General features: G+C 59.8%; 22 protein-coding genes. 9 read left to right on the forward strand and 13 right to left on the reverse strand.

What is annotated here, in order from left to right; all coding sequences use genetic code 11:
* Nucleotides 1-6: 6 nt before the first annotated feature.
* Complete coding sequence (locus tag ACP8J1_RS06935) at nt 7-2,109, forward strand: PTS fructose transporter subunit IIABC (RefSeq protein ID WP_023021376.1); 2,103 nt, start codon at nt 7-9, stop codon at nt 2,107-2,109.
* A 54-nt stretch (nt 2,110-2,163) separates the two neighbouring features.
* Entirely contained in the window at nt 2,164-2,433 is a 270-nt protein-coding gene (locus tag ACP8J1_RS06940; protein WP_023021375.1) for an HPr family phosphocarrier protein, read from the forward strand.
* 68 nt (nt 2,434-2,501) lie between these two features.
* On the opposite strand, the gene ACP8J1_RS06945 is transcribed toward ACP8J1_RS06940, so the two are convergent.
* The 3 genes from ACP8J1_RS06945 to hflX form a co-directional block, all read right to left on the reverse strand.
* Nucleotides 2,502-3,491: an HNH endonuclease signature motif containing protein gene (locus ACP8J1_RS06945; RefSeq protein ID WP_023021374.1), complete on the reverse strand. Its 990-nt coding sequence runs from the start codon at nt 3,489-3,491 to the stop codon at nt 2,502-2,504.
* A 131-nt stretch (nt 3,492-3,622) separates the two neighbouring features.
* Nucleotides 3,623-4,903 (reverse strand): uracil-xanthine permease family protein, encoded by a 1,281-nt coding sequence (locus ACP8J1_RS06950; protein ID WP_023021373.1) that lies wholly within the window; start codon nt 4,901-4,903, stop codon nt 3,623-3,625.
* 30 nt (nt 4,904-4,933) lie between these two features.
* Entirely contained in the window at nt 4,934-6,427 is a 1,494-nt protein-coding gene (gene hflX / locus ACP8J1_RS06955; protein ID WP_023021372.1) for a GTPase HflX, read from the reverse strand.
* A gap of 75 nt (nt 6,428-6,502) precedes the next feature.
* Here hflX and ACP8J1_RS06960 point away from each other — a divergent pair, with 75 nt between their 5' ends.
* Both ACP8J1_RS06960 and ACP8J1_RS06965 read left to right on the forward strand, forming a co-directional pair.
* On the forward strand, nt 6,503-7,300 hold the full coding sequence (locus tag ACP8J1_RS06960; protein ID WP_023021371.1) for a hypothetical protein: 798 nt from the start codon (nt 6,503-6,505) through the stop codon (nt 7,298-7,300).
* Nucleotides 7,301-7,335: 35 nt separating this feature from the next.
* Nucleotides 7,336-7,941, forward strand: a complete 606-nt coding sequence (locus ACP8J1_RS06965) for a hypothetical protein (RefSeq protein ID WP_034655392.1) — start codon at nt 7,336-7,338, stop codon at nt 7,939-7,941.
* A 23-nt stretch (nt 7,942-7,964) separates the two neighbouring features.
* Here the strand turns inward: ACP8J1_RS06965 and dapF are convergent, their stop codons facing one another.
* Genes dapF through ACP8J1_RS06980 form a run of 3 tightly spaced genes read right to left on the reverse strand, consistent with a single transcriptional unit; the run spans nt 7,965 to nt 10,326 of the window.
* The gene (dapF, locus tag ACP8J1_RS06970; protein ID WP_023021369.1) at nt 7,965-8,825 is read right to left on the reverse strand and encodes a diaminopimelate epimerase; all 861 of its coding nucleotides are present in this window, start codon (nt 8,823-8,825) and stop codon (nt 7,965-7,967) included.
* A gap of 5 nt (nt 8,826-8,830) precedes the next feature.
* Nucleotides 8,831-9,727, reverse strand: coding sequence for a tRNA (adenosine(37)-N6)-dimethylallyltransferase MiaA (gene miaA, locus ACP8J1_RS06975; RefSeq protein WP_023021368.1), 897 nt, complete (start codon nt 9,725-9,727; stop codon nt 8,831-8,833).
* A complete protein-coding gene (locus tag ACP8J1_RS06980; protein WP_023021367.1) occupies nt 9,727-10,326 on the reverse strand; it encodes a hypothetical protein in 600 nt (199 codons plus the stop codon). Before ACP8J1_RS06980 ends, miaA begins: the two co-directional genes overlap by 1 nt.
* A 136-nt stretch (nt 10,327-10,462) precedes the next feature.
* Here ACP8J1_RS06980 and ACP8J1_RS06985 point away from each other — a divergent pair, with 136 nt between their 5' ends.
* Nucleotides 10,463-11,767, forward strand: coding sequence for a DUF349 domain-containing protein (locus ACP8J1_RS06985; RefSeq protein WP_023021366.1), 1,305 nt, complete (start codon nt 10,463-10,465; stop codon nt 11,765-11,767).
* Nucleotides 11,767-12,897, forward strand: a complete 1,131-nt coding sequence (locus ACP8J1_RS06990; RefSeq protein WP_023021365.1) for a GNAT family N-acetyltransferase — start codon at nt 11,767-11,769, stop codon at nt 12,895-12,897. The genes ACP8J1_RS06985 and ACP8J1_RS06990 overlap by 1 nt, the downstream gene beginning before the upstream one ends.
* 40 nt (nt 12,898-12,937) lie before the next feature.
* On the opposite strand, the gene ACP8J1_RS06995 is transcribed toward ACP8J1_RS06990, so the two are convergent.
* From ACP8J1_RS06995 to ACP8J1_RS07015, 5 genes are all read right to left on the reverse strand, one after another.
* The gene (locus ACP8J1_RS06995; protein WP_023021364.1) at nt 12,938-13,564 is read right to left on the reverse strand and encodes an Rv2732c family membrane protein; all 627 of its coding nucleotides are present in this window, start codon (nt 13,562-13,564) and stop codon (nt 12,938-12,940) included.
* 22 nt (nt 13,565-13,586) lie between these two features.
* Complete coding sequence (miaB, locus tag ACP8J1_RS07000) at nt 13,587-15,149, reverse strand: tRNA (N6-isopentenyl adenosine(37)-C2)-methylthiotransferase MiaB (protein WP_486696472.1); 1,563 nt, start codon at nt 15,147-15,149, stop codon at nt 13,587-13,589.
* Between the two features lie 45 nt (nt 15,150-15,194).
* Nucleotides 15,195-15,797: a recombination regulator RecX gene (gene recX / locus ACP8J1_RS07005; RefSeq protein WP_023021362.1), complete on the reverse strand. Its 603-nt coding sequence runs from the start codon at nt 15,795-15,797 to the stop codon at nt 15,195-15,197.
* Nucleotides 15,798-15,845: 48 nt separating this feature from the next.
* Nucleotides 15,846-16,982 carry a recombinase RecA gene (gene recA, locus ACP8J1_RS07010; RefSeq protein WP_023021361.1) on the reverse strand — a complete coding sequence of 379 codons (1,137 nt, stop codon included), beginning with the start codon at nt 16,980-16,982 and terminating at the stop codon, nt 15,846-15,848.
* A gap of 182 nt (nt 16,983-17,164) precedes the next feature.
* On the reverse strand, nt 17,165-17,380 hold the full coding sequence (locus ACP8J1_RS07015) for a DUF3046 domain-containing protein (protein WP_005325117.1): 216 nt from the start codon (nt 17,378-17,380) through the stop codon (nt 17,165-17,167).
* 163 nt (nt 17,381-17,543) lie between these two features.
* Here ACP8J1_RS07015 and ACP8J1_RS07020 point away from each other — a divergent pair, with 163 nt between their 5' ends.
* From ACP8J1_RS07020 to ACP8J1_RS07030, 3 genes are read left to right on the forward strand one after another with little or no spacing between them, the layout of a single operon-like run.
* Nucleotides 17,544-18,107, forward strand: a complete 564-nt coding sequence (locus ACP8J1_RS07020; protein ID WP_023021360.1) for a biotin transporter BioY — start codon at nt 17,544-17,546, stop codon at nt 18,105-18,107.
* Nucleotides 18,107-18,799 (forward strand): energy-coupling factor ABC transporter ATP-binding protein, encoded by a 693-nt coding sequence (locus tag ACP8J1_RS07025; RefSeq protein WP_023021359.1) that lies wholly within the window; start codon nt 18,107-18,109, stop codon nt 18,797-18,799. The genes ACP8J1_RS07020 and ACP8J1_RS07025 overlap by 1 nt, the downstream gene beginning before the upstream one ends.
* 11 nt (nt 18,800-18,810) lie before the next feature.
* On the forward strand, nt 18,811-19,431 hold the full coding sequence (locus ACP8J1_RS07030) for an energy-coupling factor transporter transmembrane component T family protein (RefSeq protein ID WP_023021358.1): 621 nt from the start codon (nt 18,811-18,813) through the stop codon (nt 19,429-19,431).
* Between the two features lie 80 nt (nt 19,432-19,511).
* On the opposite strand, the gene ACP8J1_RS07035 is transcribed toward ACP8J1_RS07030, so the two are convergent.
* Together ACP8J1_RS07035 and ACP8J1_RS07040 are read right to left on the reverse strand one after the other, a co-directional pair.
* Nucleotides 19,512-20,372, reverse strand: coding sequence for a PspA/IM30 family protein (locus tag ACP8J1_RS07035; RefSeq protein WP_023021357.1), 861 nt, complete (start codon nt 20,370-20,372; stop codon nt 19,512-19,514).
* Between the two features lie 182 nt (nt 20,373-20,554).
* Nucleotides 20,555-20,917: a helix-turn-helix domain-containing protein gene (locus ACP8J1_RS07040; RefSeq protein WP_023021356.1), complete on the reverse strand. Its 363-nt coding sequence runs from the start codon at nt 20,915-20,917 to the stop codon at nt 20,555-20,557.
* Between the last annotated feature and the right edge of the window lie 3 nt (nt 20,918-20,920).

A 20,920-nucleotide genomic window follows, 5' to 3' on the forward strand; every position in this document is an offset into this window, starting at 1 on the left:
CCCAAAATGGCTTCCGAACTCATTACTACGGAACTTGTCGCCCTTGATGCCGACTTTGGCGACAGTGTTGACTCCGTCATTACCAACCTAGCCACGCTAGTCCACGACACCGGCCGAGCCACCGACGTCGCCGGATTGGCCCAACCCGCCATCGACCGCGAGGCTAAAGCCGGCACCGGCGTACCCGGCGGTGTTGCCATCCCGCACTGCCGTTCCGAGGCTGTCACCGAACCAACCCTCGCATTCGCCCGCCTAGGCCGCGGTGTAGATTTCTCCGGCCCTGATGGAGACGCCCAGTTGGTCTTCCTCATCGCCGCTCCGGCCGGTGGCGGCAAGGCTCACCTAAAGATTTTGTCCAAGCTAGCCCGCGCCCTTGTCCGAAAAGACTTCCTCGAGGCACTGCGCAGCGCCCCCACCAAGGAAGAAATTGTTCGCCTTGTCTTGGATGTAGTCAACGCAGAAAAGCCAAAGAAGAAACCGGCCGCCGAGTCGGCTGCCCCCGCCGCTGGTGCCGCCGGTACAGGCTCCTCCGCCGCCCCCAACGGCTCGTCCTCGGCGACCCCAACTACCGCGGATTCTTCGGACAACGTCACCCGCATCGTGGCCATCACCGCCTGCCCTACCGGCATCGCCCACACCTACATGGCGGCCGACGCCCTCACACAGACCGCGGCCGAACGCGATGACGTAGCGCTGACCGTAGAAACGCAAGGTTCGTCGAATAATGAGTCCGTCTCCCAAGCCACCATCGATGCGGCCGATGCGGTCATCTTCGCCACGGACGTTGGCGTACGCGACCGGGAGCGATTCGCTGGCAAACCGGTAATTGAGTCTGGCGTCAAGCGCGCCATCAACGAGCCTGGCACCATGCTCGACGAGGCCATCGCCGCCGCCCGAAACCCCCACGCGCACAGGGTATCCGGCACCGCTACCCGGGCCGATGCAGAAGAAGAGGGAAAGTCTCTCGGTTGGGGCAAGCGCATCCAGCAGGCCATCATGACCGGCGTATCCTATATGGTTCCATTCGTCGCGGCCGGTGGTCTTCTGCTTGCCCTTGGCTTCCTTTTTGGCGGCGCCGATATGGCAAACGGTTGGCAGGCACTGTCGACGGACTTTTCACTAGGCAATCTTCCTGGTCATGACGTAACCGTGGACGGCGAACTTATGCATTTCGAGCGCTCCGGGTTCTTGCTGTATCTCGGCGCTGTTCTTTTCGCCATTGGCCAAGCAGCGATGGGCTTTATCGTTGCTGCTCTTTCCGGTTATATCGCCTACGCGCTCGCCGGCCGTCCAGGCATCGCCCCAGGCTTCGCGGGCGGCGCGATCGCGGTTACCCTAGGTGCTGGTTTTATCGGTGGCCTGGTAACTGGTCTTCTGGCGGGCTTCGTCGCTTTGTGGATTGGCAATTGGAAGGTACCACGCTGGCTGGGCTCGCTCATGCCAGTTGTCATCATCCCACTACTGACCTCGCTCGTCGTCGGCCTTGCGATGTACCTACTGCTGGGCGCACCGCTGGCAGCCATCATGGATGGCCTGCAGGATTGGCTTTCGTCGATGTCCGGTTCCTCGGCCGTGCTCCTAGGAATCATCCTCGGCTTGATGATGTGCTTTGATTTGGGCGGCCCTGTCAATAAGGCGGCTTATCTCTTCGCTACGGCCGGACTTTCTACCGGCGACGAGTCCTCCATGCAGATCATGGCCGCGGTTATGGCCTCCGGCATGGTTGCACCGATTGCGCTCTCCCTGGCCACGTTCATCCGCAAGTCGCTGTTTACTCCGGCCGAGCAGGAAAACGGCAAGTCCGCTTGGTTGCTGGGCCTGTCCTTCGTCTCGGAGGGTGCCATCCCGTTCGCCGCGGCCGACCCCTTCCGCGTTATCCCTTCGATGATGGCCGGCGGCGCGGTGACAGGCGCGGTTTCGATGGCCTTGTCGGTCGGCTCCCGAGCTCCACACGGCGGTGTGTTCGTCCTCTTCGCCATCGACCCGTTCTGGGGCTATCTCGTCGCTATCGCGGCCGGTGTGGTTGTCTCGACCGCAGCGGTGCTGGCAATGAAGCAGTTCTGGCCTAGTAAAGCCGTCGAAGAAGCTGCTCAGAACGTGGCGGCATAAACCAAACACTCGTACACTGGATTGCAACAATCCCCATAAGAAAGGATCTTTTCCATGGCTTCCAAGACTGTAAAGGTAGGTTCCTCTGTAGGCCTGCACGCACGTCCCGCCTCCATTATCGCGGACGCAGCTGGCGAGTTCGACGAAGACATCTTCCTCAACCTCGTTGGCGATGACGATGAAGATGAGACCGATGCGGCCTCTTCTTTGATGATTATGGCTCTTGGCGCAGAACAGGGCGATGAGGTTACTGTTACTTCCGACAACGAAGAAGCGGTAGAAAAGATTGCTGCCCTCATCGAAAAGGACCTAGACGCTTCCTAAGCCCTAAAACGGTTCGCTTTAAAGCTCCCCGCCTGTGTGGTGGGGAGCTTTTCGCTTGCCGACGCCACCTATCCCCACGGTGGCACCCAGCTCACCTGCCCGTTTATCCGGGCCAGCCGTCCTCTGCGAGGTGGGGCATTGGGGGCATCGTCATTGACTCCATTATGGTAGGGACAACAAGTCGCGAGGTTCGCAGCGTTAGTCTCACCGCCGTGCTTCCACGCCTTCAGGTGGTGGACCTGGCATTCATCCGCGGGAAAATTACAGCTCTCCCACGGGCACACCGGGTTTAGCGCAGCCGCCATCAGCCGCTGCTTGTCGTTGGCTAGCCGCGAGGTTCGATAGAGGTTTACCGGCCCCTCGTGCGGGTGAACGAGTGTGACATAGCCGTGATCGCTTAGTGTCCGCGCCACGAGCTCCGCTCCCGTCATTTGAGCGCCATTGGTCAACTGCAGGGTAATTTCTTCGCCCCCACCGTCGACTATTCGGTCGAGCTCATCGAGGGTGAGCACTACCTGTGTCGTTACCGTCGTGCGTGCTGCATTCGCTTTCCCGAAAAAGAGGTCTTTGGCAGATTCCAGCGGCTTATTGGCATCCAATGCGGCGTGCATATCTGCTACATCGGCTGAATCCCCAGTAATGGTCAGCGACCACGGGCCGCCGGAACGACGGGTAATGCGCACGCCTTTTTCCGGTGTGCGGCGCGGGCGCAGCTCGCGGACCAAGGCCCGAGCACGCTTTTCTAGTGCTGTAGCACTGCCACGAAAGGCACACAGTTCGCAGCGTAGGGTCCAGGCATCTCGCTGCGTCGGCAAGCGCAGGGCGTATTTTTCAATGAGCAGCAGCACGTCGAGGGAATGAGTAGTCTGTCGCGCTGCTCGCTGTTTGGCAGAAAAGCCGCACTTGCCAAAGTAAGTATCGCACAGTCGTAGCAGGTCACGCGCGGCAATGTCGGAAGCACCTTGCGCGATGAGCTCGCGATCACTGAGCCCTTGAGCGGCGGCGACGATATCCATTCCGGCGCTCATGGCGTCTAAGTATGCGTCCAATGCGGTCATGCCGCTGAGTTAAACAGCCTGCGCAAGCCCATGCGAGCCAGGCACAAGAGCGGTGTGGATAACCCGCGTTGCCCCGTCAACAACATAGCCCGCCGCGGGCGCGCGGCGGGCAACTATCCACAGCAGAAAAATTAGTACTTGGCGGCGTGGCCTTCGCCGACGGAATCGTATAGCTTCTTCATGATCGGATAGGCGACGATAATGCCCACTGAACCCCACGCGATGCCTTCCAGGGAAACCCCACCAACGCTGAGAGTCAGGTTGCCGATACCCGCGATGAGCGCCACTGCGGCCGCGGTCAGGTTAACCGGGTTATTGAAATTGACCTTATTGTCCATCCAAATGCGCACACCCAACATGCCGATGAGCCCGTAAAGCACGATGCAGGCCCCACCAAGAACGCCGGTAGGAATGGTGAAAATCAGCGCGCCAAACTTCGGCACGAAAGCCAGAAGGATGGCGGTAAATGCTGCTACCCAGTACGCGGCGGTGGAATAGACCCGGGTAGCGGCCATCACTCCAATATTTTCAGCATAGGTCGTGGTGCCAGAGCCGCCGAAGCCGCCAGCGAGGGTAGATGCGAGGCCATCGGCGATAAGGGCGTCACCGGCCAAGTCATCGAGATCGCGCTTTGTCATCTCGGAAACGGCCTTGACATGGCCGACGTTTTCCGCGATGAGGACCACCAGCACGGGAAGCGCGACGGCAATGGCGGAGACGTTGAAGGAAGGTGCGTGGAATTGCGGCAGGCCCACCCACGGGGCGGCATCAATGGCCGCGACGGCGTCATCGCCGAGGTTGCCGGTGAGAGCGGCGAAAATCCAGCCCACGACCACGCCGAGGAGAATGGACAGGCGCGAGACCATGCCGCGGCCGGCGACGGTGGCCAGCAGGATTACCAGCAGCGTCACTGCCGCCACGAGCGGCTGAGAGGCGAAGTTCTCGGCCGCATTCGGCGCCAAGTTCAGGCCGATAAGTGCCACAATCGCACCGGTTACGGCCGGTGGCATGACGGCGTCCAACACGCGGCGACCGGCGAACTTTACGGCGACGCCCACCGCGGCAAGGACAAGGCCAGTAACCAAAATGGAGCCGGCCTGCGCGGCGATGCCGTACTGCTGCGACGCCGAAAGAGGTGCGATGAACGCGAACGAGGAGCCGAGGTAGGACGGCAACCGGTTGCGCGTGATAAGCAGGAACAAAATTGTGCCGAGGCCGGAAAAGAGCAGCGTCGTATTGACGGGGAATCCGGTCAAGGTGGGAACCAAAAGCGTAGCTCCGAACATGGCCACCACGTGCTGCATACCGATGCCGATGGTGCGACCCCAGCTGAGTCGTTCTTCCGGCGCCACCACCGCGCCTGGGGCAATCTTTTTACCGTCTCCGTGGACGGTCCAACCTTTTAAGCTCACGAGCCTTAATTATGGATCACCGGAGCTGGTTTAGGAAACTTCCTCCACGATGAATTCAGCGAGCTCACGGGCGGTGGGTGAGGGAAGGCGGACGTCGACAAGCGTGCCATCGGCCGTATACTCCTCGTGGCGCACCGTGCCCTCGGCATGCACGCGTGCCACCACATCCCCGCGCGTGAAGGGAACCTGCAGCTTAACGTGACTATCGCGGGAGTTGAGGAAGAGTTCCACACGCGCGGTAAGCTCGTCGATTCCCTCACCGGTACGGGCAGATACGTAGACGACGTCCTCATGGTCAAGAACGTGGCGCAGCTCAGCAAGCACCAGCGGATCGGCCTGGTCGATCTTATTGATCACGATAATTTCGGGCGGGGCCTGCTCCCCTGTCTCAGAGACGATGTCATAGATGACCTGATTGACCGCCTCAATCTGTTTTAGTGGGAACGGGTCTGAGCCATCGACCACGTGCAGCATAATATCGGCGGCTAGTACCTCTTCCAGGGTGGATTTAAAGGCCTCCACTAGCTGCGTAGGCAGGTGGCGGACGAAGCCGACGGTATCGGTGAAGACGACCTGGCGGCCGTCGGCAAGCGTGGCACGGCGAGTGGTGGGGTCCAATGTGGCAAAGAGCGCGTCTTCCACCAATACCCCGGCGCCGGTCATGGCGTTAATGAGGGAGGACTTTCCGGCATTGGTGTAGCCCGCAATAGCTATCTGTGCAATGGTTGAGCGTTGGCGCTTGGAACGCTTGACCTCACGTGCGGTCTTCATGGCGCGCAGTTCCTTGCGCAGGCGGGCCATCTCCGTGCGGATGCGGCGACGGTCTGTCTCAATTTTGGTCTCACCGGGACCACGCAGGCCCACGCCGCCATTGGAACCGGCGCGGCCGCCTGCCTGACGCGAGAGGTTGCCACCCCAACCACGGGTATGCGTATACAAGTATTCCAACTGCGCCAATGAGACTTGGGCCTTACCCTCTTTTGATTTCGCATGCTGGGCAAAGATGTCAAGGATGAGCATGGTGCGGTCAATGACCTTGGTGTTAAGCGCACGCTCGAGTGCGGTGAGCTGGCCGGGGTTAAGCTCACCATCGCAGACCACGGTATCGGCACCGGTGGCCTCGACGATATCGCGCAATTCCTTCACCTTGCCGGAGCCGATGTAGGTGCCGGAGTCCGGCTTATCGCGCTTTTGGTAAATCATCTCCACTACTTCGGCGCCGGCGGTTTCGGTTAGCGCGGCCAGCTCGTCCATGGTGGCTTCCACTTCGGCCACGGTGCCTTCGGTCCACACGCCGACCAAAATGACTCGCTCGAGGCGCAGCTTTCGGTACTCCACCTCGTAGCCATCGGTAGTGTCCTCGGCGCGGATGGTGGTCTCACGGGTAACGCGGCGGAAGGCATTGCGCTCTGCCAGATCGAGGTCACCGGTGGTGGGCGTCGCCTCCGGCGTGGCCGGGGCGTCGTTATCGCGAAAGGCGCGGGCGAGGAGATCGTCGTTATTATGCTGGGAAAATTCGGTCATACTACCTTTCATTTTTGCATGTTGCGGCCGAAAGCGGGAATTTCGGATTCTTAGCTGGGTGGACAAGGCGATACAATGGCGGGCATGAACGTTAAGGACACTGGGGTGAAGCAGAATACCGAGATGCAGGCCATTGGCCTCAATTTCGAGCGCTGGCAGGATGCGGTCGAGGCGGCCATCGCCAGCGACCGCTTAGCCGTTACCGGTGAGGTGCGCGGTGGCCAGCTCATTCAGTTCACCGATCCGTCGGGCGCGCAGCTTAATATCCTCGCGGTAGAGCCTTTTGCCACCTTCATCGGCTTCGATGCCGTCACGCAAGGGTTTGCCCACGTGGAGATGGTCAACGATGTCCTGGCCCTGCTGGAAATCATCGATCCTTTCGGCACCACCATCGCCCAGGCCACCGCAAACCTGGCGCAAGGGCCTTTGCTTGTCGACGAACCCTTGCAGCAGTGGCAGCAAATTTCCCTAACCGCCATGGGGCTGGATGTGCGCACCTACGATTCCGCCGCTGCCTATGAGGCGGCCGAGGGCGAGTTCCCCGCGCTCTTCGAATCCGCGGGGGCCAAGGTTATTTCCTCCGGCTCCGGTGCCAAGGTCCCGACCCCTGCCGCCTCCTTTGCCGCACGCGTCATGGAATCTGAGTGGCGCACCAACGAGCTGACCGGGGAGAAATTCGCTCACCTCGTCATGGATGGACTATTCCCCTTCGACCTCTGCCTGCCAGTGGGAGCCGGCGAGCTGCCGGCGAAGGACTCTATCGTGGCCGGTACCGCGATGCTTACGGCGTCTATTGAGCTGCCCAGCGGCGGTTGCGGCGATGGCGCTGGCTGCGGTTGTGGCTCCGGTGGCTGCGGCTGCGGCGGCCATTAGAACGGACATAAAGGCCTGGTGAAATAGCTGTGTGGATGCCCTTCCCTGAAAATGCGAGGAACCGGCGGGTAATGGTTCTCGTGCTGATCCTGGTGGGATCAGTGGCGGTTGTGGCAACCCTGAAAGTCTCCGGGGTTTTCATTGCAGCGCTGCTCATCGCGGCGGCGCTGCTTATGCTGCATACCCGGCCGGATGCCTCAGAGCAGGCAGCCCTGCGCAGTTCTATTCGCCTTTCGGCGGAAGACATCGAAGACGTCGTGGCGGAATACGAGGACTTCCGCTCCTCCGCGGACGCAGAGAAAATGGCTGACCGCACGCTCTACCGGCCGGCGCTTTTAGATTTGGATTGTTCCGACCCCACCATCCAAGCCTTCCATTACGAGCTTTCCGGCGCCCGGCGGTTCCTGCGTCGGTTGAACTTGCGCGTTAATGCGGAAGAAATTAGCACCAACGAGTTGGAATCTTTGCTCAGGGTCACCGATGAGCGCGCCCGCGAACTGAAAGAAACGTGGTTGTCTGCCCGCCGTGCTGCCTTCGCGCTCGGGCCGAAGTATGAAAAGAACGAAGTAGAAAATCGCGCGCTGCGCCGCCAAGAACTCGAAGAGCAAGCCTTCGAGGAAGGCGAAGGGCGCAGCGCCTAAACACTAGCCAGACACGAGGCGGTCTACAGCGAGGTCTCGCCGGTAGCGACGATCGCGGAAGGTCCGGTCAAGCGCGAGCCGCCCTCGTAAATATCGACGATAACTTCCCCGCCCGGTACGTGTACGTGCACGGTGCCGTGGGGGGTGCTGGTGTGGTCAACGGCGGCGTCGGCAAGCGCGGCGGTCGCTGCCGCCACAGTGCCGGTGCCGCAGGAGCGAGTCTCTCCTACTCCGCGCTCGAAGACACGCATGTGCACGTGGCCGTCGCACAGTGGAGTCACCAGCTCGACGTTTACGCCATCCGGGAAGAAAGCATCATCGATGACGGGCTTTTCCAGAGTCTTTGCCGCAAGCTCCTTAGCCTCCAGCCCCGGCAACACGGCCGCCAGGTGGGGATTTCCCATGTCTACGCCCAAACCGGCATATTTTTCCCCCGCCATGGATGCGGTGGACACGCCAATTACTTCGGCCGAGCCCATCTCCACCGTGACCTCGGCCGCGTGTGCATCACACGAATGGACAGTAACGAGCTTGGCACCCGCCCGAGTGCCGATGGTGAACTTATCTTCGTCCACCAGACCGCGCGAGCGCAGCCAGTGGGCGAATACGCGGGTTCCGTTGCCGCACATTTCGGCCACGGAGCCATCGGCATTGCGGTAATCCATGAACCAATCATCGGGCGCAATGCCCTCGACCAGTTCGGCGATTTCACCGGCTGCGAGCAAAGCATCGGCGCGCACGACGCGCAGCAAACCATCGCCTCCGATACCGGCGCGGCGATCGCACAGCGCCGCTACGCGCTCGGGACTAAGCGGCGTGGCAGCCGCGTGGTCTTCCACGATGACGAAGTCATTTTCAGTTCCATGACCCTTGGCAAATTTCATGTTCCCTACCCTAGCGCGCGCAACGCCTGGGCGGCCGTATCGCCTGCAGCATCCAGCCATGTAATGCGCTTATCGCGGTTGAACCAGGAGCGCTGACGGCGCACATACCGCCGCGTCCCGGTAATGGTGCGCTCTACCGCCTCATCCCACGTGAGTTCGCCGCGCTGGGCTTGAAATACCTGGGCATAGCCGATGGCGCGGCCAGCGGTGGAATCAGCCACCAAGCCTTGTCCTTGGAGATTCTCCACTTCCTCGATAAGCCCACGCTCAAACATCTGGCGCGTGCGCAGCTCAATGCGCGGATTCAACCAGTCCGCGGTGGTGCGCAGCCCCAAGAGGCGGGTTCCCCACCGCGGCGGGGCGTCCTTCGGCGGCTGGCTGGCCTTATAAGGCTTGCCGGTTAGTTCAATGACCTCGAGCGCGCGGACAGTACGGCGTGGGTCCTTATCTTCAATAATGGCGGCCGCGGCCGGATCCACCTGCGCCAGCTCCTCATGCAACGCGTCCGTGCCGATTTCTACGCGCCGCGCCTCGTACTTGGCGCGCACGGCAGGGTCGGTGGGTGGGAACTGCCAGTCGTCGACAAGCGCTTGGGCATAAAGCATGGAGCCACCGACCAGAATAGGCGTTTTGCCGCGGTCCATGATGCCTTCCACGTCCGCGATAGCATCGCGCTGGTAGCGCGCCACGGAAGCGGTCTCGGTCACCTCCCACACATCGAGCTGATGGTGCGGGATCCCCTCGCGCTCGGCCGGGGTGAGCTTGGCGGTGCCAATATCCATGCCGCGATATAACTGCATGGAATCGACGTTGACCACCTCTCCGTCTAGTTCATGCGCAAGCGCCAGACCTAAGGCAGATTTTCCGGAGGCGGTGGGACCAAAGACTGCAATCGGGTGCATTAGACCTCCCATCCTGCGACATAGCGGCCAACGCCCAAGGTGGCATCGGTGGCCAAAAGCTGTGCTTTCTTTGGCCGCAAGCCCGCCAATTCCTCCCACATTGCGGGTTCTATGACGCCGCGCTGGGAAAGCCACTCACCTGCCCTGCTTGCCGACGCCCCCATCAGCACCTCCTCGCACCACTCGTGCGCCGCCTGGGCGTCTGGAACAAGCGCCAAGGGGGCGCGATCGGTTAGGCCTGCACTGCCATCTGCCACGACGATGGTCAGCGCCGCTGGATCCGGCTGGCCGATAGCCTCCCGACTACCGCGGACGCTAAGCTGCGGCACGCTGTGTAGTACGTAGCGCGCCATTATCTCGGGCAAAAAATTGCCGCCGCCCAGGTCCGTGGCTGCTCCCCAGGCCTGCAAACTGCCGGTATGGGCGGTATACCAGCGCTGGTCTTGGCTGCCAACGATATCCACGGCTGTGATACCGTCCGCGGCAGCCTCCACCGCAAGGGAGCGAGCAGCGGCGAGCAGTGCGCGAGAGGCAGCGTCATGAGCGGAAAGCTCCACGGCCAGCGCTGGTGAGGCTGGCATTACCATGAGATTGAACATTATTTCTCCATACTATCTACCCAAGTGGAGGTAATTAAATAGAATCTGGGCGCGCGCGAGATATTCGCGGTAATGTATCCAATGATTTTATCCGGCAGCCGTGACGCGCGGCGATCTATGCATAGGAGGGCTTGTCATGTCTCCCATCCCTACCCCAGGTTCCATGCCCAAAAAGGGCCCTCGCCCCACCGCAAAGCCTGTTCCCGTTCAGGCCCCACGCAACAATGACCCGGCCAAGTGGGGCCGGGTCGATGCAGATGGTTCCGTCTTCGTTTCTGCTCCAGAGGGCGAACGCAAGATCGGCGAGTGGAAAGCCGGTACCCCCGAGGAGGGCCTTAAGCACTACGGCGCGCGTTATGACGATCTATCTACCGAAATCGAGCTGCTCGAGGCACGCCTACGCGCCAATCCTGATGAGGCCGTCGGCATTAAAAAGACCGCAGCGCAGTTGCGCGAAACCCTAGCTACTGCTTCGGTCATCGGAGACATCGCTGCCTTGGATCGGCGCCTTAGCGCGGTGATTGAACACTCGGTAGAAGCCGGCGAGCAGGCGCAGGCCGATAAGGAGCGTCGCCGCGAAGAAGCAATCGCTGCCAAGGAAAAGCTGGCGGCTGAAGCAGAAGAAATTGCTGAAAACTCCACCGAGTGGAAGGCCGCTGGCGACCGCATCCGCGCCATCTTGGAGGAGTGGAAGCAGATTAAGGGTATCGACCGTAAGACCGATGATGCCCTGTGGAAGCGCTACTCTCGCGCCCGCGATTCCTTCAACCGCCGCCGCGGCTCCCACTTTGCTGAGCTGGACCGCGCCCGTGCGGTTGCCCGCAAAAAGAAAGAGGAGCTCGTCGAGCGAGCCGAGGCCATCCAGGATTCTACCGATTGGGGTCCCACCGCCCGCGCCTACCGCGATTTGATGACCGAATGGAAGGCCGCCGGCCGCGCTCCACGCGAGGTGGACGATAAACTCTGGGCCCGCTTCCGCGCCGCCCAGGACAAGTTCTTCAATGCTCGCAATGCCGTCAATGACGAGCGCGACCGCGAATTCGCAGAAAATGCCAAGGCCAAAGACGCCTTGATTGCAGAATACGACGGTCAAATCGATCCTGCTAAGGGAATCGAGGGAGCTAAGGCCAAGCTGCGCGAGTTGCAGGAAAAGTGGGAAGAGATCGGCTTCGTTCCCCGCAAGCAGGTGCGCGAATACGAGTCCAAGATCGCGGCGCTGGAGCAGCGCGTAACCGATGCGGAGAAATCTGAATGGCGCCGCACCGACCCAGAGGCGCAGGCACGTGTGGCACAATTCCAGGCGAAAGTCGATGAGTTTAAGTCTCAGGCCGAGGCGGCTGAAGCCAAGGGCAATGCAAAGAAAGCCGCTGATTTGCGCGCTCAGGCCGAGCAATGGCAGGCTTTTGCCGACGCCGCCGCTAACGCCGTCAACGATAAGTAGTGCACCTCGTCCACATTGCGCGTCCACCGCGGCCGCCGCACGCATCTCCCGCTGACGCACGGCCCAGCGAACCAGCGGATTGCATTCGCAGCTTCGTCTTTTGGGCCAACTTGGCGGCCCAAGAAGCAAGCGGCGATGCCGCGGCATCGACGTCACCGGGCCGCGTGGTCCAGCGCCTGCAGGGTTCTAGCGAATCACAGACCCATCTCTTTGCCGTAGTGGACGGCGACTCCACTCTGGGCGAGGTCTCTGAGCTTGGGCTGCCGCTAATACCTGCGGTGGAGCCCAGCCCAGAGCTGGACTACCTCGGATTCATCCACCTCAGCCTGCCGCTTTTAGAAGAGCGCGAAACCGCCGAGATCGAATCCGTGCTGTGCGATCTGCCTCTCCCTGGGCAAGAACTCGAGGAGGAAGGGCAGAAAGTAGCCGAGTGGATGGGCATAAAGGCGCTGGAGCTTGCCCGGAAGCTCGGCCGCACCATTGCGCACGTCGGTCTTCTGCATCCACCGGGGACGGACCCAGACTACGATGTCATGGGAAGCGTCTACCGCCAGCTGGGGTTTAAGCACCGGCATGCGGAACACCAACTCGTGATGGACATCCCCGAAAGCCCCGTGGCGGCACTCCTTCCAGCGGGAATCACCTCGCAAGCGTGGGCTGATTACGACATCCCAGAAAGCTACCTCGACGAGGTCATGCGGCTGCTTACCCTAGCCTCCCAAGACGCGGAGACCGGGGATTTGACGGTGGAGCCCATCGTCTGGACTCGCACGCGGTTGCGCGAAGCCCACAGCCGGCTGCGTTCTCGCCGCGGACATACGTTACTTATCGCACTCACCAGCGAAGAGGGGAAAATCTTCGCGCTGGCAGAAGTAGCCAGGCACGAGGATGCGAATCCTGAGGTAGCCGAGTGGACTTTGACCGTCACCGATCGTCCGCACCGGCGCCGCGGACTCGCGCAATTAGCCAAGCTCACAGCGCTTCACGCCGTTGCACGCCATTGGCCACAAGTACGTCGTTGCTACGGCTCCGTGGCGGACAAAGACGAAGCGATGAATGCCATCTACCGTAGATTGGGTGCCCGAGAGCTTTCCCGCTCTTGTGCATGGGAGTTGCGATTGCGAGACTAGAGCCGCAGGCGTCACAGATAAAGGCGCGGCGGCGCGCTTTTTACTCGCCGCGTTGGGCGCGGTGACGCTCAGCAGCTTGCTTGCGGCGATTATCCACAATTGGCACCTGCCGCGGCGCCGCGTTAATAGCAGGTTGGAATTCGCCCACCTCATCGAGCTGTCCGGCGGTGGCACGCACTTGAGCCTCGGCAGCCTTTTGCTCTGGGCTGCGGCGCAACGCCACTAAGCAATAGGCCAAAAATGCTAGGAAGGTAGCCAGCATTCCTACCCACATTCCCAGCGATGCCCCGTCAGCGGTAGACCCGCGGAACCAGAAACCCCACAGGTTGGCAAAGAAGGACACAGTCACCAGCATCCAAGCGACAAGTCCAGGCGTAGCTCGGCGGGTAAACAGTGTCACCGGGGTGAGAACGCCCAATCCAAGGAGAGCGAGCCACGCGGAGACGGTTTCCATGAGGGATATTCTGACTCCGCTGGACGTGGTACCGAAGGTCAACGCTTCCCAACCGTGTGAGGGGCCGGCGTAGGGCAAAACCAGGTAGAGGATATAAGCCACCACCGCGATGCACAGTGTGACTTTGTGGCCGCCGAGGTCCATTGTTTGTGCTGCGCGGCGCTCCGCGGTAGCTGCTTTCTGGGCGGCGGTGGTGGGCTTTTCCTCAGTCATGGGTCCCTAGCCTACTCCCCTCTTAGCAACCGCAAGAATCGCCGGATTCAGCGGCCGCTGGCTTTCCAATAGACGGCAATCCCAGACCCACGCCGATGGGCGCCGTCGTCGGGGTCTCACCGGCGGCCGACATGTCGCCGGCCTTGGTGCGGGTGTGGGAGGTAACGGCGGCGTCGGCAAGCAAGAAGAAAGAACCCGCACCGGTGACCTGAGTATGGACCACATCGCCCGGGCGAATCGCGGTGGAGATGTCCGCACCGTCAGAATCAACCGGGGTGAAGTGCACTAAGCGCCCATCACGAGCGCGACCAGTCATGCGGTGGGTCTCATCGTTCTTGCGGCCGCCCTCTGCCTGGACCAAAAGTTCAACGTCTGTGCCGATGAGCTTCTTGTTCTCCTCGGCCTGGATGCTATCGTGCAAAGCAACGAGGCGCTCGAAGCGATCTTGGACGACGTCCTTAGGAATCTGGTCCTCCATATCCGCGGCCGGGGTGCCTGGGCGCGGCGAATACTGGAAGGTAAAGGCAGAGGCAAAGCGGGCGCGGCGCACCAGTTCCATCGTGTCTTGGAAGTCTTCCTCGGTCTCGCCTGGGAAACCCACGATGATATCCGTGGTAATCGCGGCGTGCGGAATCTTCTCCCGTACCTCATCCAAAATCCGCAGGAATTTCTTCGTGCGGTAGGAACGGCGCATGTCCTTAAGAACCTTGTCGGAGCCAGACTGCAGCGGCATGTGCAACTGCGGGCACACGGACGGGGTCTCCGCCATGGCGTCGATAACATCAGAAGTAAATTCCGCCGGGTGCGGGGAGGTAAACCGCAGGCGCTCAAGGCCTTCGATCTTGCCTACCTCGCGCAGCAGCTTAGAGAAAGCGAAGCGGTCGCGCGGCATCTCCGGATCGGCGAAATTAACGCCATAGGCATTAACGTTTTGTCCCAGCAAGGTGACCTCAGATACGCCCTGATCCACCAGCGCTTGGACTTCGGCCAAAATGTCGCCCGGCCGACGGTCCTCTTCTTTACCGCGCAGGGAAGGAACGATGCAGAAGGTACAGGTGTTATTGCAGCCTACTGAAACAGAAACCCAGCCGGCATAGGCAGACTCACGCTTGGCCGGCAAGACGGACGGAAACGCCTCGAGGGAATCGACAATCTCCACTTGGGCTTCATCGTTGTGGCGAGCGCGCTCTAGCAGGGTCGGAAGAGCCGCCATGTTGTGGGTGCCAAAGACGGCATCGACCCACGGTGCATTATCAAGGACAGTGTCCTTGTCCTTTTGCGCCAGGCAACCGCCCACGGCAATCTGCATGCCTGGGTGGTTTTCCTTGGTTTTCTTCAAAGCGCCCAAGGTGCCATAGAGCCGCTTATCGGCATTCTCACGCACGGCGCAGGTATTAAAGACGATAAGGTCTGGCTCTACACCTTCGCCGGCGGCCGAGTAGCCTGCCTCCTCCAAAAGGCCAGAGATGCGCTCGGAATCATGCACATTCATCTGGCAGCCGAAGGTTCGGACTTCATAAGTACGGGTATCTGCGATTGTCTGCTCCACGTCGGCATAGTTTAGCCATGTAGTTAGGCATCTCATAACTGCCGGACTTGGCCATTCCGGCGCTACCCTTCCTTGGCCGTATCAGTCCTCTGCGCGCAGTTCCGCGCACCGCGCGTCAAGCGCTGCGATTGCGATCTGCAATGACATTCCTTCATTGAAGCCGCGGCGTGCCAGCACACCCACGATGCGGCGTAGGGCCTTGTCGCGCTCCTTGCGATCCGGCGGGACAGTCTTAATGGAGCGAGCCTTCTTTTCCGCAAGGGCCTGCGCCATGGCTTGTTCATCGGCAGGGTCAATTTGCTCGAGGGCCTCAGCACGGTCGGCCTCGCTCACGCCCTTTTCCCGCAATTCCCTGTTGAGAACCGAGCTGGACTTGCCGCGCCGCTTATGCCGTTGGCGCACCCACTCGTGTGCAAAGGCTGCGTCATTCACCAGCCCCGCGTGGGCTAAATCATCTAGCACGTCCTCAACGACATCTGGCTCAAACTCGGCCTTTACCAGACGATCATAGAGCTCTTTCCGGGACCTAGAACGCTGATCCAAAAGGCCCAGCGCCCGAGAGCGGACCTTGGCCTTGGCTTCCTCTGCCTCTCGATCAAAAAGCCCGCCCCCAGCTGCTCCATTCTCATAGGCCTCGAGGGCCTGACGGAGTTGGGCGAGCTTTTCGGGGGCGGGCTGATTCATGATGCAGATTCAAATGGTACGCGGTGTGCGGGTGCGGGTTAGACGATTCTAGTCGTCGTCAAAATCGACGTTTGGAACGAGATCAACGGACTCATCGGTCAATGGGTCATCGGCGCCAGGAACATCCATCGCGGCAGCCTCTTCACCCTCGGCCGCAGCCTCGCCGATGCCAAGCTTCTGGAAAATCTTCTGCTCGATTTCATTGGCAAGGTCCGGATTATCCTTCAGGAAATTACGCGCCTTCTCCTTACCCTGGCCCAGCTGGTCGCCTTCGTAGGTAAACCAGGACCCGGACTTGCGGATGAAGCCGTTTTCGACGCCAAGGTCGATGATGGACGACTCGCGAGAGATGCCTTCGCCATACATGATGTCGAACTCGGCAATCTTAAATGGTGGCGAGACCTTGTTTTTTACTACCTTGAGCTTGGTGCGGTTACCGATGGCATCCTGGCCATCTTTTAAGGTCTGGATGCGGCGGATATCGCAGCGCACGGAAGAGTAGAACTTGAGCGCCTTACCACCGGTGGTGGTCTCTGGCGAGCCGAACATCACGCCAATCTTTTCGCGCAGCTGGTTAATGAAGATAGCGGTGGTACCGGAGTTGTACAGGGCACCGGTCATCTTGCGCAGCGCCTGCGACATCAGGCGGGCCTGGAGGCCGACGTGGCTATCGCCCATTTCACCTTCAATTTCCGCCTTCGGGGTAAGTGCAGCAACGGAGTCAACGACAATGATGTCAATTGCGCCAGAGCGTACCAGCATATCGGCGATCTCCAAGGCCTGTTCGCCGGTATCTGGCTGGGAAACCAAAAGGTTATCGGTATCCACGCCAAGCAGGCGAGCATACTGTGGGTCAAGGGCGTGCTCGGCATCGATAAAGGCGGCAATGCCGCCCTCCTTTTGCGCAGATGCGATGGCGTGCAGCGCGACGGTGGTCTTACCAGAAGACTCCGGGCCATAAATTTCTACGATGCGCCCGCGCGGGAAACCACCAATACCCAGAGCAACATCGATTGCGGTATTACCGGAAGAAATGGCCTTAATCGGTGGGCGGTTGTCATCACCCAGGCGCATCACAGCGCCTTTGCCGTAATCCTTCTCAATCATGGCCATTGCGGCATCGAGGGCCTTTTGGCGGTCATCTCCCTTAGAGGCGGCAGAAGAAGACTTCTTTTTGGTTGCCATTAACTTTCATCCTTATCTTTAACGACGATGTACTAACGCATTATTAGACTGCCGTGGAACTCAAACGGTTCCCTCCGTCAACGCCATCCCACTGTAGACGACTGCATCGACACCTCCGCCATATTACATACATCTGTTCGAATTTTGAAAGTGAACACGCCAGTCCGCCAAATTCGACGGCGCTATAAAGTAGGGTAATCGACCCCCAACCTGCGCTCCTTCGGTACATCAAAGTCATCGCACAGGCTCAGCCAGACGCGACGCGGATCGACGCCGCGTTCGATAAGCTCATCGGGCGTTGCCCCGAGGTCGGGCAAGACATGGGAGTGACTAATCCACTTTCCCTTAGACTCGCCAAATTCGTCCACAATGAGCTGGTGATACTCAGTCAATCGCATGCGCGCCATCCTACTCAGCACTAAAGCACGGGCGCCAGCGGTCCAGAAAGTGTCGATTGGGAGCCCGCCGCAATGGCCCCACCTCACAATTATCAGCCTCAGATGAACACCGTTCAAAACCCTCAATTGTCTGCAGTTTTCATGCAGTGCTAACCTCTTGAACATGAAAAAGAACTCTCTGGCAACGACCATTGCCTATGTTGCCGTGTTTACCGCTCTCGTCATCGTCCTTGCCTTCGTGTCCATTCCCATCGGTTCGGCCGGCGTGCCCATCGTGTTGCAAAACGCAGCGCTGATCCTCGCCGGCCTTATTTTGGGTAGCAAGCGCGGCGGTTACGTGGGACTCCTCTTTTTGTTCCTGGGCCTTGCCCTCCCAGTTTTAGCAGGTGGCGGTACCACGCTGCGTGCCTTGGCAGGCCCAACCGCGGGCTACATCATCGGCTATGTTCTCTCGCCAGCGGTTGCAGGTGCAATTGCCTACCGCTCCCCTAAGAACAAGGGTGGCATGGCGGTCATACTTGCCATTGCTGCCATTGTCGGCCTTGCCGTCCAATACATCTGCGGCGCCTTTGGTCTCATGATCCGCTCTGGCTTGGAAATTGGGCCAGCCTTCGCAGCCCAATTGCCCTTCATCCCTGTCGATGCCGGAAAGCTTGTCGTTGCCGTCATCATCGCTCTCGGTGTTCACTCGGCCTTCCCCGATCTGATGGGACGAAAGGCCGCCTAGTGCCCACGATCGAATTTTCCTCGGTTTCGGTAGCTTTTGATGACACCGTGGTGCTCGAGGACATTAACCTCACCCTCACCGAACAACGCATTGGCATCATCGGCCAGAATGGTGGCGGAAAATCCACCTTGACCAGGCTCATTAATGGGTTGGGCGAGCCTAGTGCCGGTACGGTGACGGTGGACCAGATGGACGTCGCCAAGCAGGGCAAAAAGGTGCGCGAAAAGGTGGGCTTTGTCTTTTCGGATGCCGAAAACCAGATTGTCATGCCCAATGTGCGCGATGACGTCGCCTTTTCGCTCCGCCGTTTTAAGCTGCCCAAACACGAGCGCCTCGCCCGCGTGGATGCTGCCCTCGAGCGCTTCGGACTCGCCGAATTTGCTGAGCGCTCACCGCATACGCTCTCCGGCGGACAAAAGCAGCTCCTCGCGCTGGCAGCGGTCATGGTCATCGACCCGATTCTCATCATCGCTGATGAGCCCACTACCCTGCTGGATCTGCGTAACCGCGATCGAATCAAAAGAGAATTCGCGCGATTGGAACAGCAACTAATTGTGGTGACGCACGATCTGGAATTTCTGCGCGATTTTAATCGGGTCATTTGCATCGATGACCACCGCATCGCCGCGGATGGCCGACCGGCGGAGGTCATAGATTTTTACCAAGACCTCATGGCCCAGCGGCCGCTGTAGGGAGAATTGTCATGCAACGACGCACGAATCTCCCACTTTCCGTCTATGTTGATGGCACCAGTTTTGTTCATCGCATCAAACCCAGTTGGAAGATCGCATTCCTCTTAGTCTTTATCCTTGTTACCAGCATCTTTTTCAAGTCCATTCCGTGGGCAGCAGGCGGGGTCATCTTCGTTGTCATCCTTTATGCTTGCGCTCGGATCCCACTGGGCATTGCGTGGAGTCAAATCTGGCCGCCTCTCTTTTTCCTAGTCCCGTTGGCAGGCTTTCAATGGTGGGCAAAGGACTTCGACTATGCGGCGGTGATGTTCCTCAATGTCTTCGCCGCTATGATGGCTGCCTTCTTGCTCACGCTGACCTCCACGGTAGATGAAATCATGGAGTCGCTGGAAGAGTCGCTGCAGCCCCTAAAGCGACTAGGAATACCGGTAGAAAACATCAGCTTGGCTATGTCACTGACTATTCGGCTCATCCCGCTGATGTTTGAAACCGTCTATGAAGTCCTAGATGCCCGCAAAGCGCGCGGTGCCGGGATGTCCCCGCTGGCGTTTGGCACCCCCGTTATTATTCGCTCCATCCGGCGAGCGCGCGCGATGGGGGAAGCGTTGCAGGCCCGCGGCGTCGGTGACTAGCAGCGTAAGTTATCGCCTCCCTTGCACCACCAAATGATGGCCAAGGGAGGCGATAACTTTTTAAAAGACAGTCGAGGGTTTTACTCCCCACGCAACTCACGCAGACGGGCCTGTACAGCATCGTTGTTGGCACTGCCTGGCTGGGCAGCGCTGTCGGCAGCAGAGCCAGAAGCTTTATTGCCCTCAATGGCCTGAGCCTTATTGGCTTCCACGGACTTAGAGGAGTTCATTTCACTGCGAATCTGCTCCAAGCGGGAATGACCGGCCATCTGTATGCCCGCCTGCTGAACCTCGGCCATGCGGTTTTCCACGGAGTTCTCAGCAAGCTCGGCCTGGCCTAGCGCCTTGGAGTAACGGCGCTCAATCTTATCGCGCACAGCATCCAGAGACGGCGTATTGCCATTGGCAGTTAGCTCGTTCATGGAGTTCAAAGACTCAGAGACCTTTTCCTGCATTTTTGCCTGCTCCAGCTGGGAAAGCAGCTTGGAGCGCTCATTGACCTTTTCGCGCAGCGCGGCGTTATTACGCTGAACCGCATTCTTGGCCTTTTCTGCCTGCTGTAGTGCCTGGTCGTGCAGCTTCTTGGTATCCTCCACGGACTCCTCAGCCGTAACCAGCTGGGCGGCGAAGGCCTCTGCCGCGTTCTCGTACTCCACGGCCTTATTTTCATCGCCCTTAGCACGGGCCTGATCAGCCAATTCCAGAGCCTGGCGAGCATTGCCCTGCAGCTTTTCTACCTCTGCCAAGCGGCGGTTAAGCTGCATTTCCAGCTGACGCTGGTTACCAATCACGGCGGCCGCCTGCTGAGACAGCTCCTGGTGCTGGCGCTGAGCATCCTCAATAGCCTGCTCGATCTGCACCTTCGGATCGGCGTTTTCCTCGATCTTACTATCGAAGAGTGCCATCAGGTACTTCCAGCCCTTAACAAATGGGTTCGCCATGGTGTGCTTCAACCTTTCTAGGTTAAAAATGTGCGTAATGTTCTGCTGTTTATACTAGCGAAGCGCTGTTTCCACCGCTTGCACTCCCCGCGGTCGCGGGCGCTTGCCGACGCCCCCTTAACCACCACAGCCGACCCTCCTCGCGAGAGAATAGGCCGGCTGTTGACATAGACCGCTGTGTGCTAGAGCTCTGATGCGGCAGGTGCCGTATGGGCTAGCTCCTCATCCATAGAGGGCAGGGCCATGTAACCGGCTGCTTCAATCAATACGTCAGAGACCGAGCAATCTAGCGCGTGGCACACAGACGCAAGGAGCTCAGAGGAGACCTCCTTGCGACCGCGTTCGAGCTCTGAAAGGTAACCCGGCGACACGCGGGCCACCCCGGCCAATTCGCGCAGGGTCACTCCCTTGTCCGCGCGGAAGGCGCGCAGCGTCAACCCAAGAGCCTCACGCAAAAGCGGCTCAGGAGTACGAGCAGTGGCGGGCGCCGCTGGTGCAGTAGCGCCGTTTACCGAGTGTTCGAGGACTGCAGTAGAAGTGTTCATCAC

The organism is Corynebacterium sp. LaCa_205, assembly GCF_057458085.1.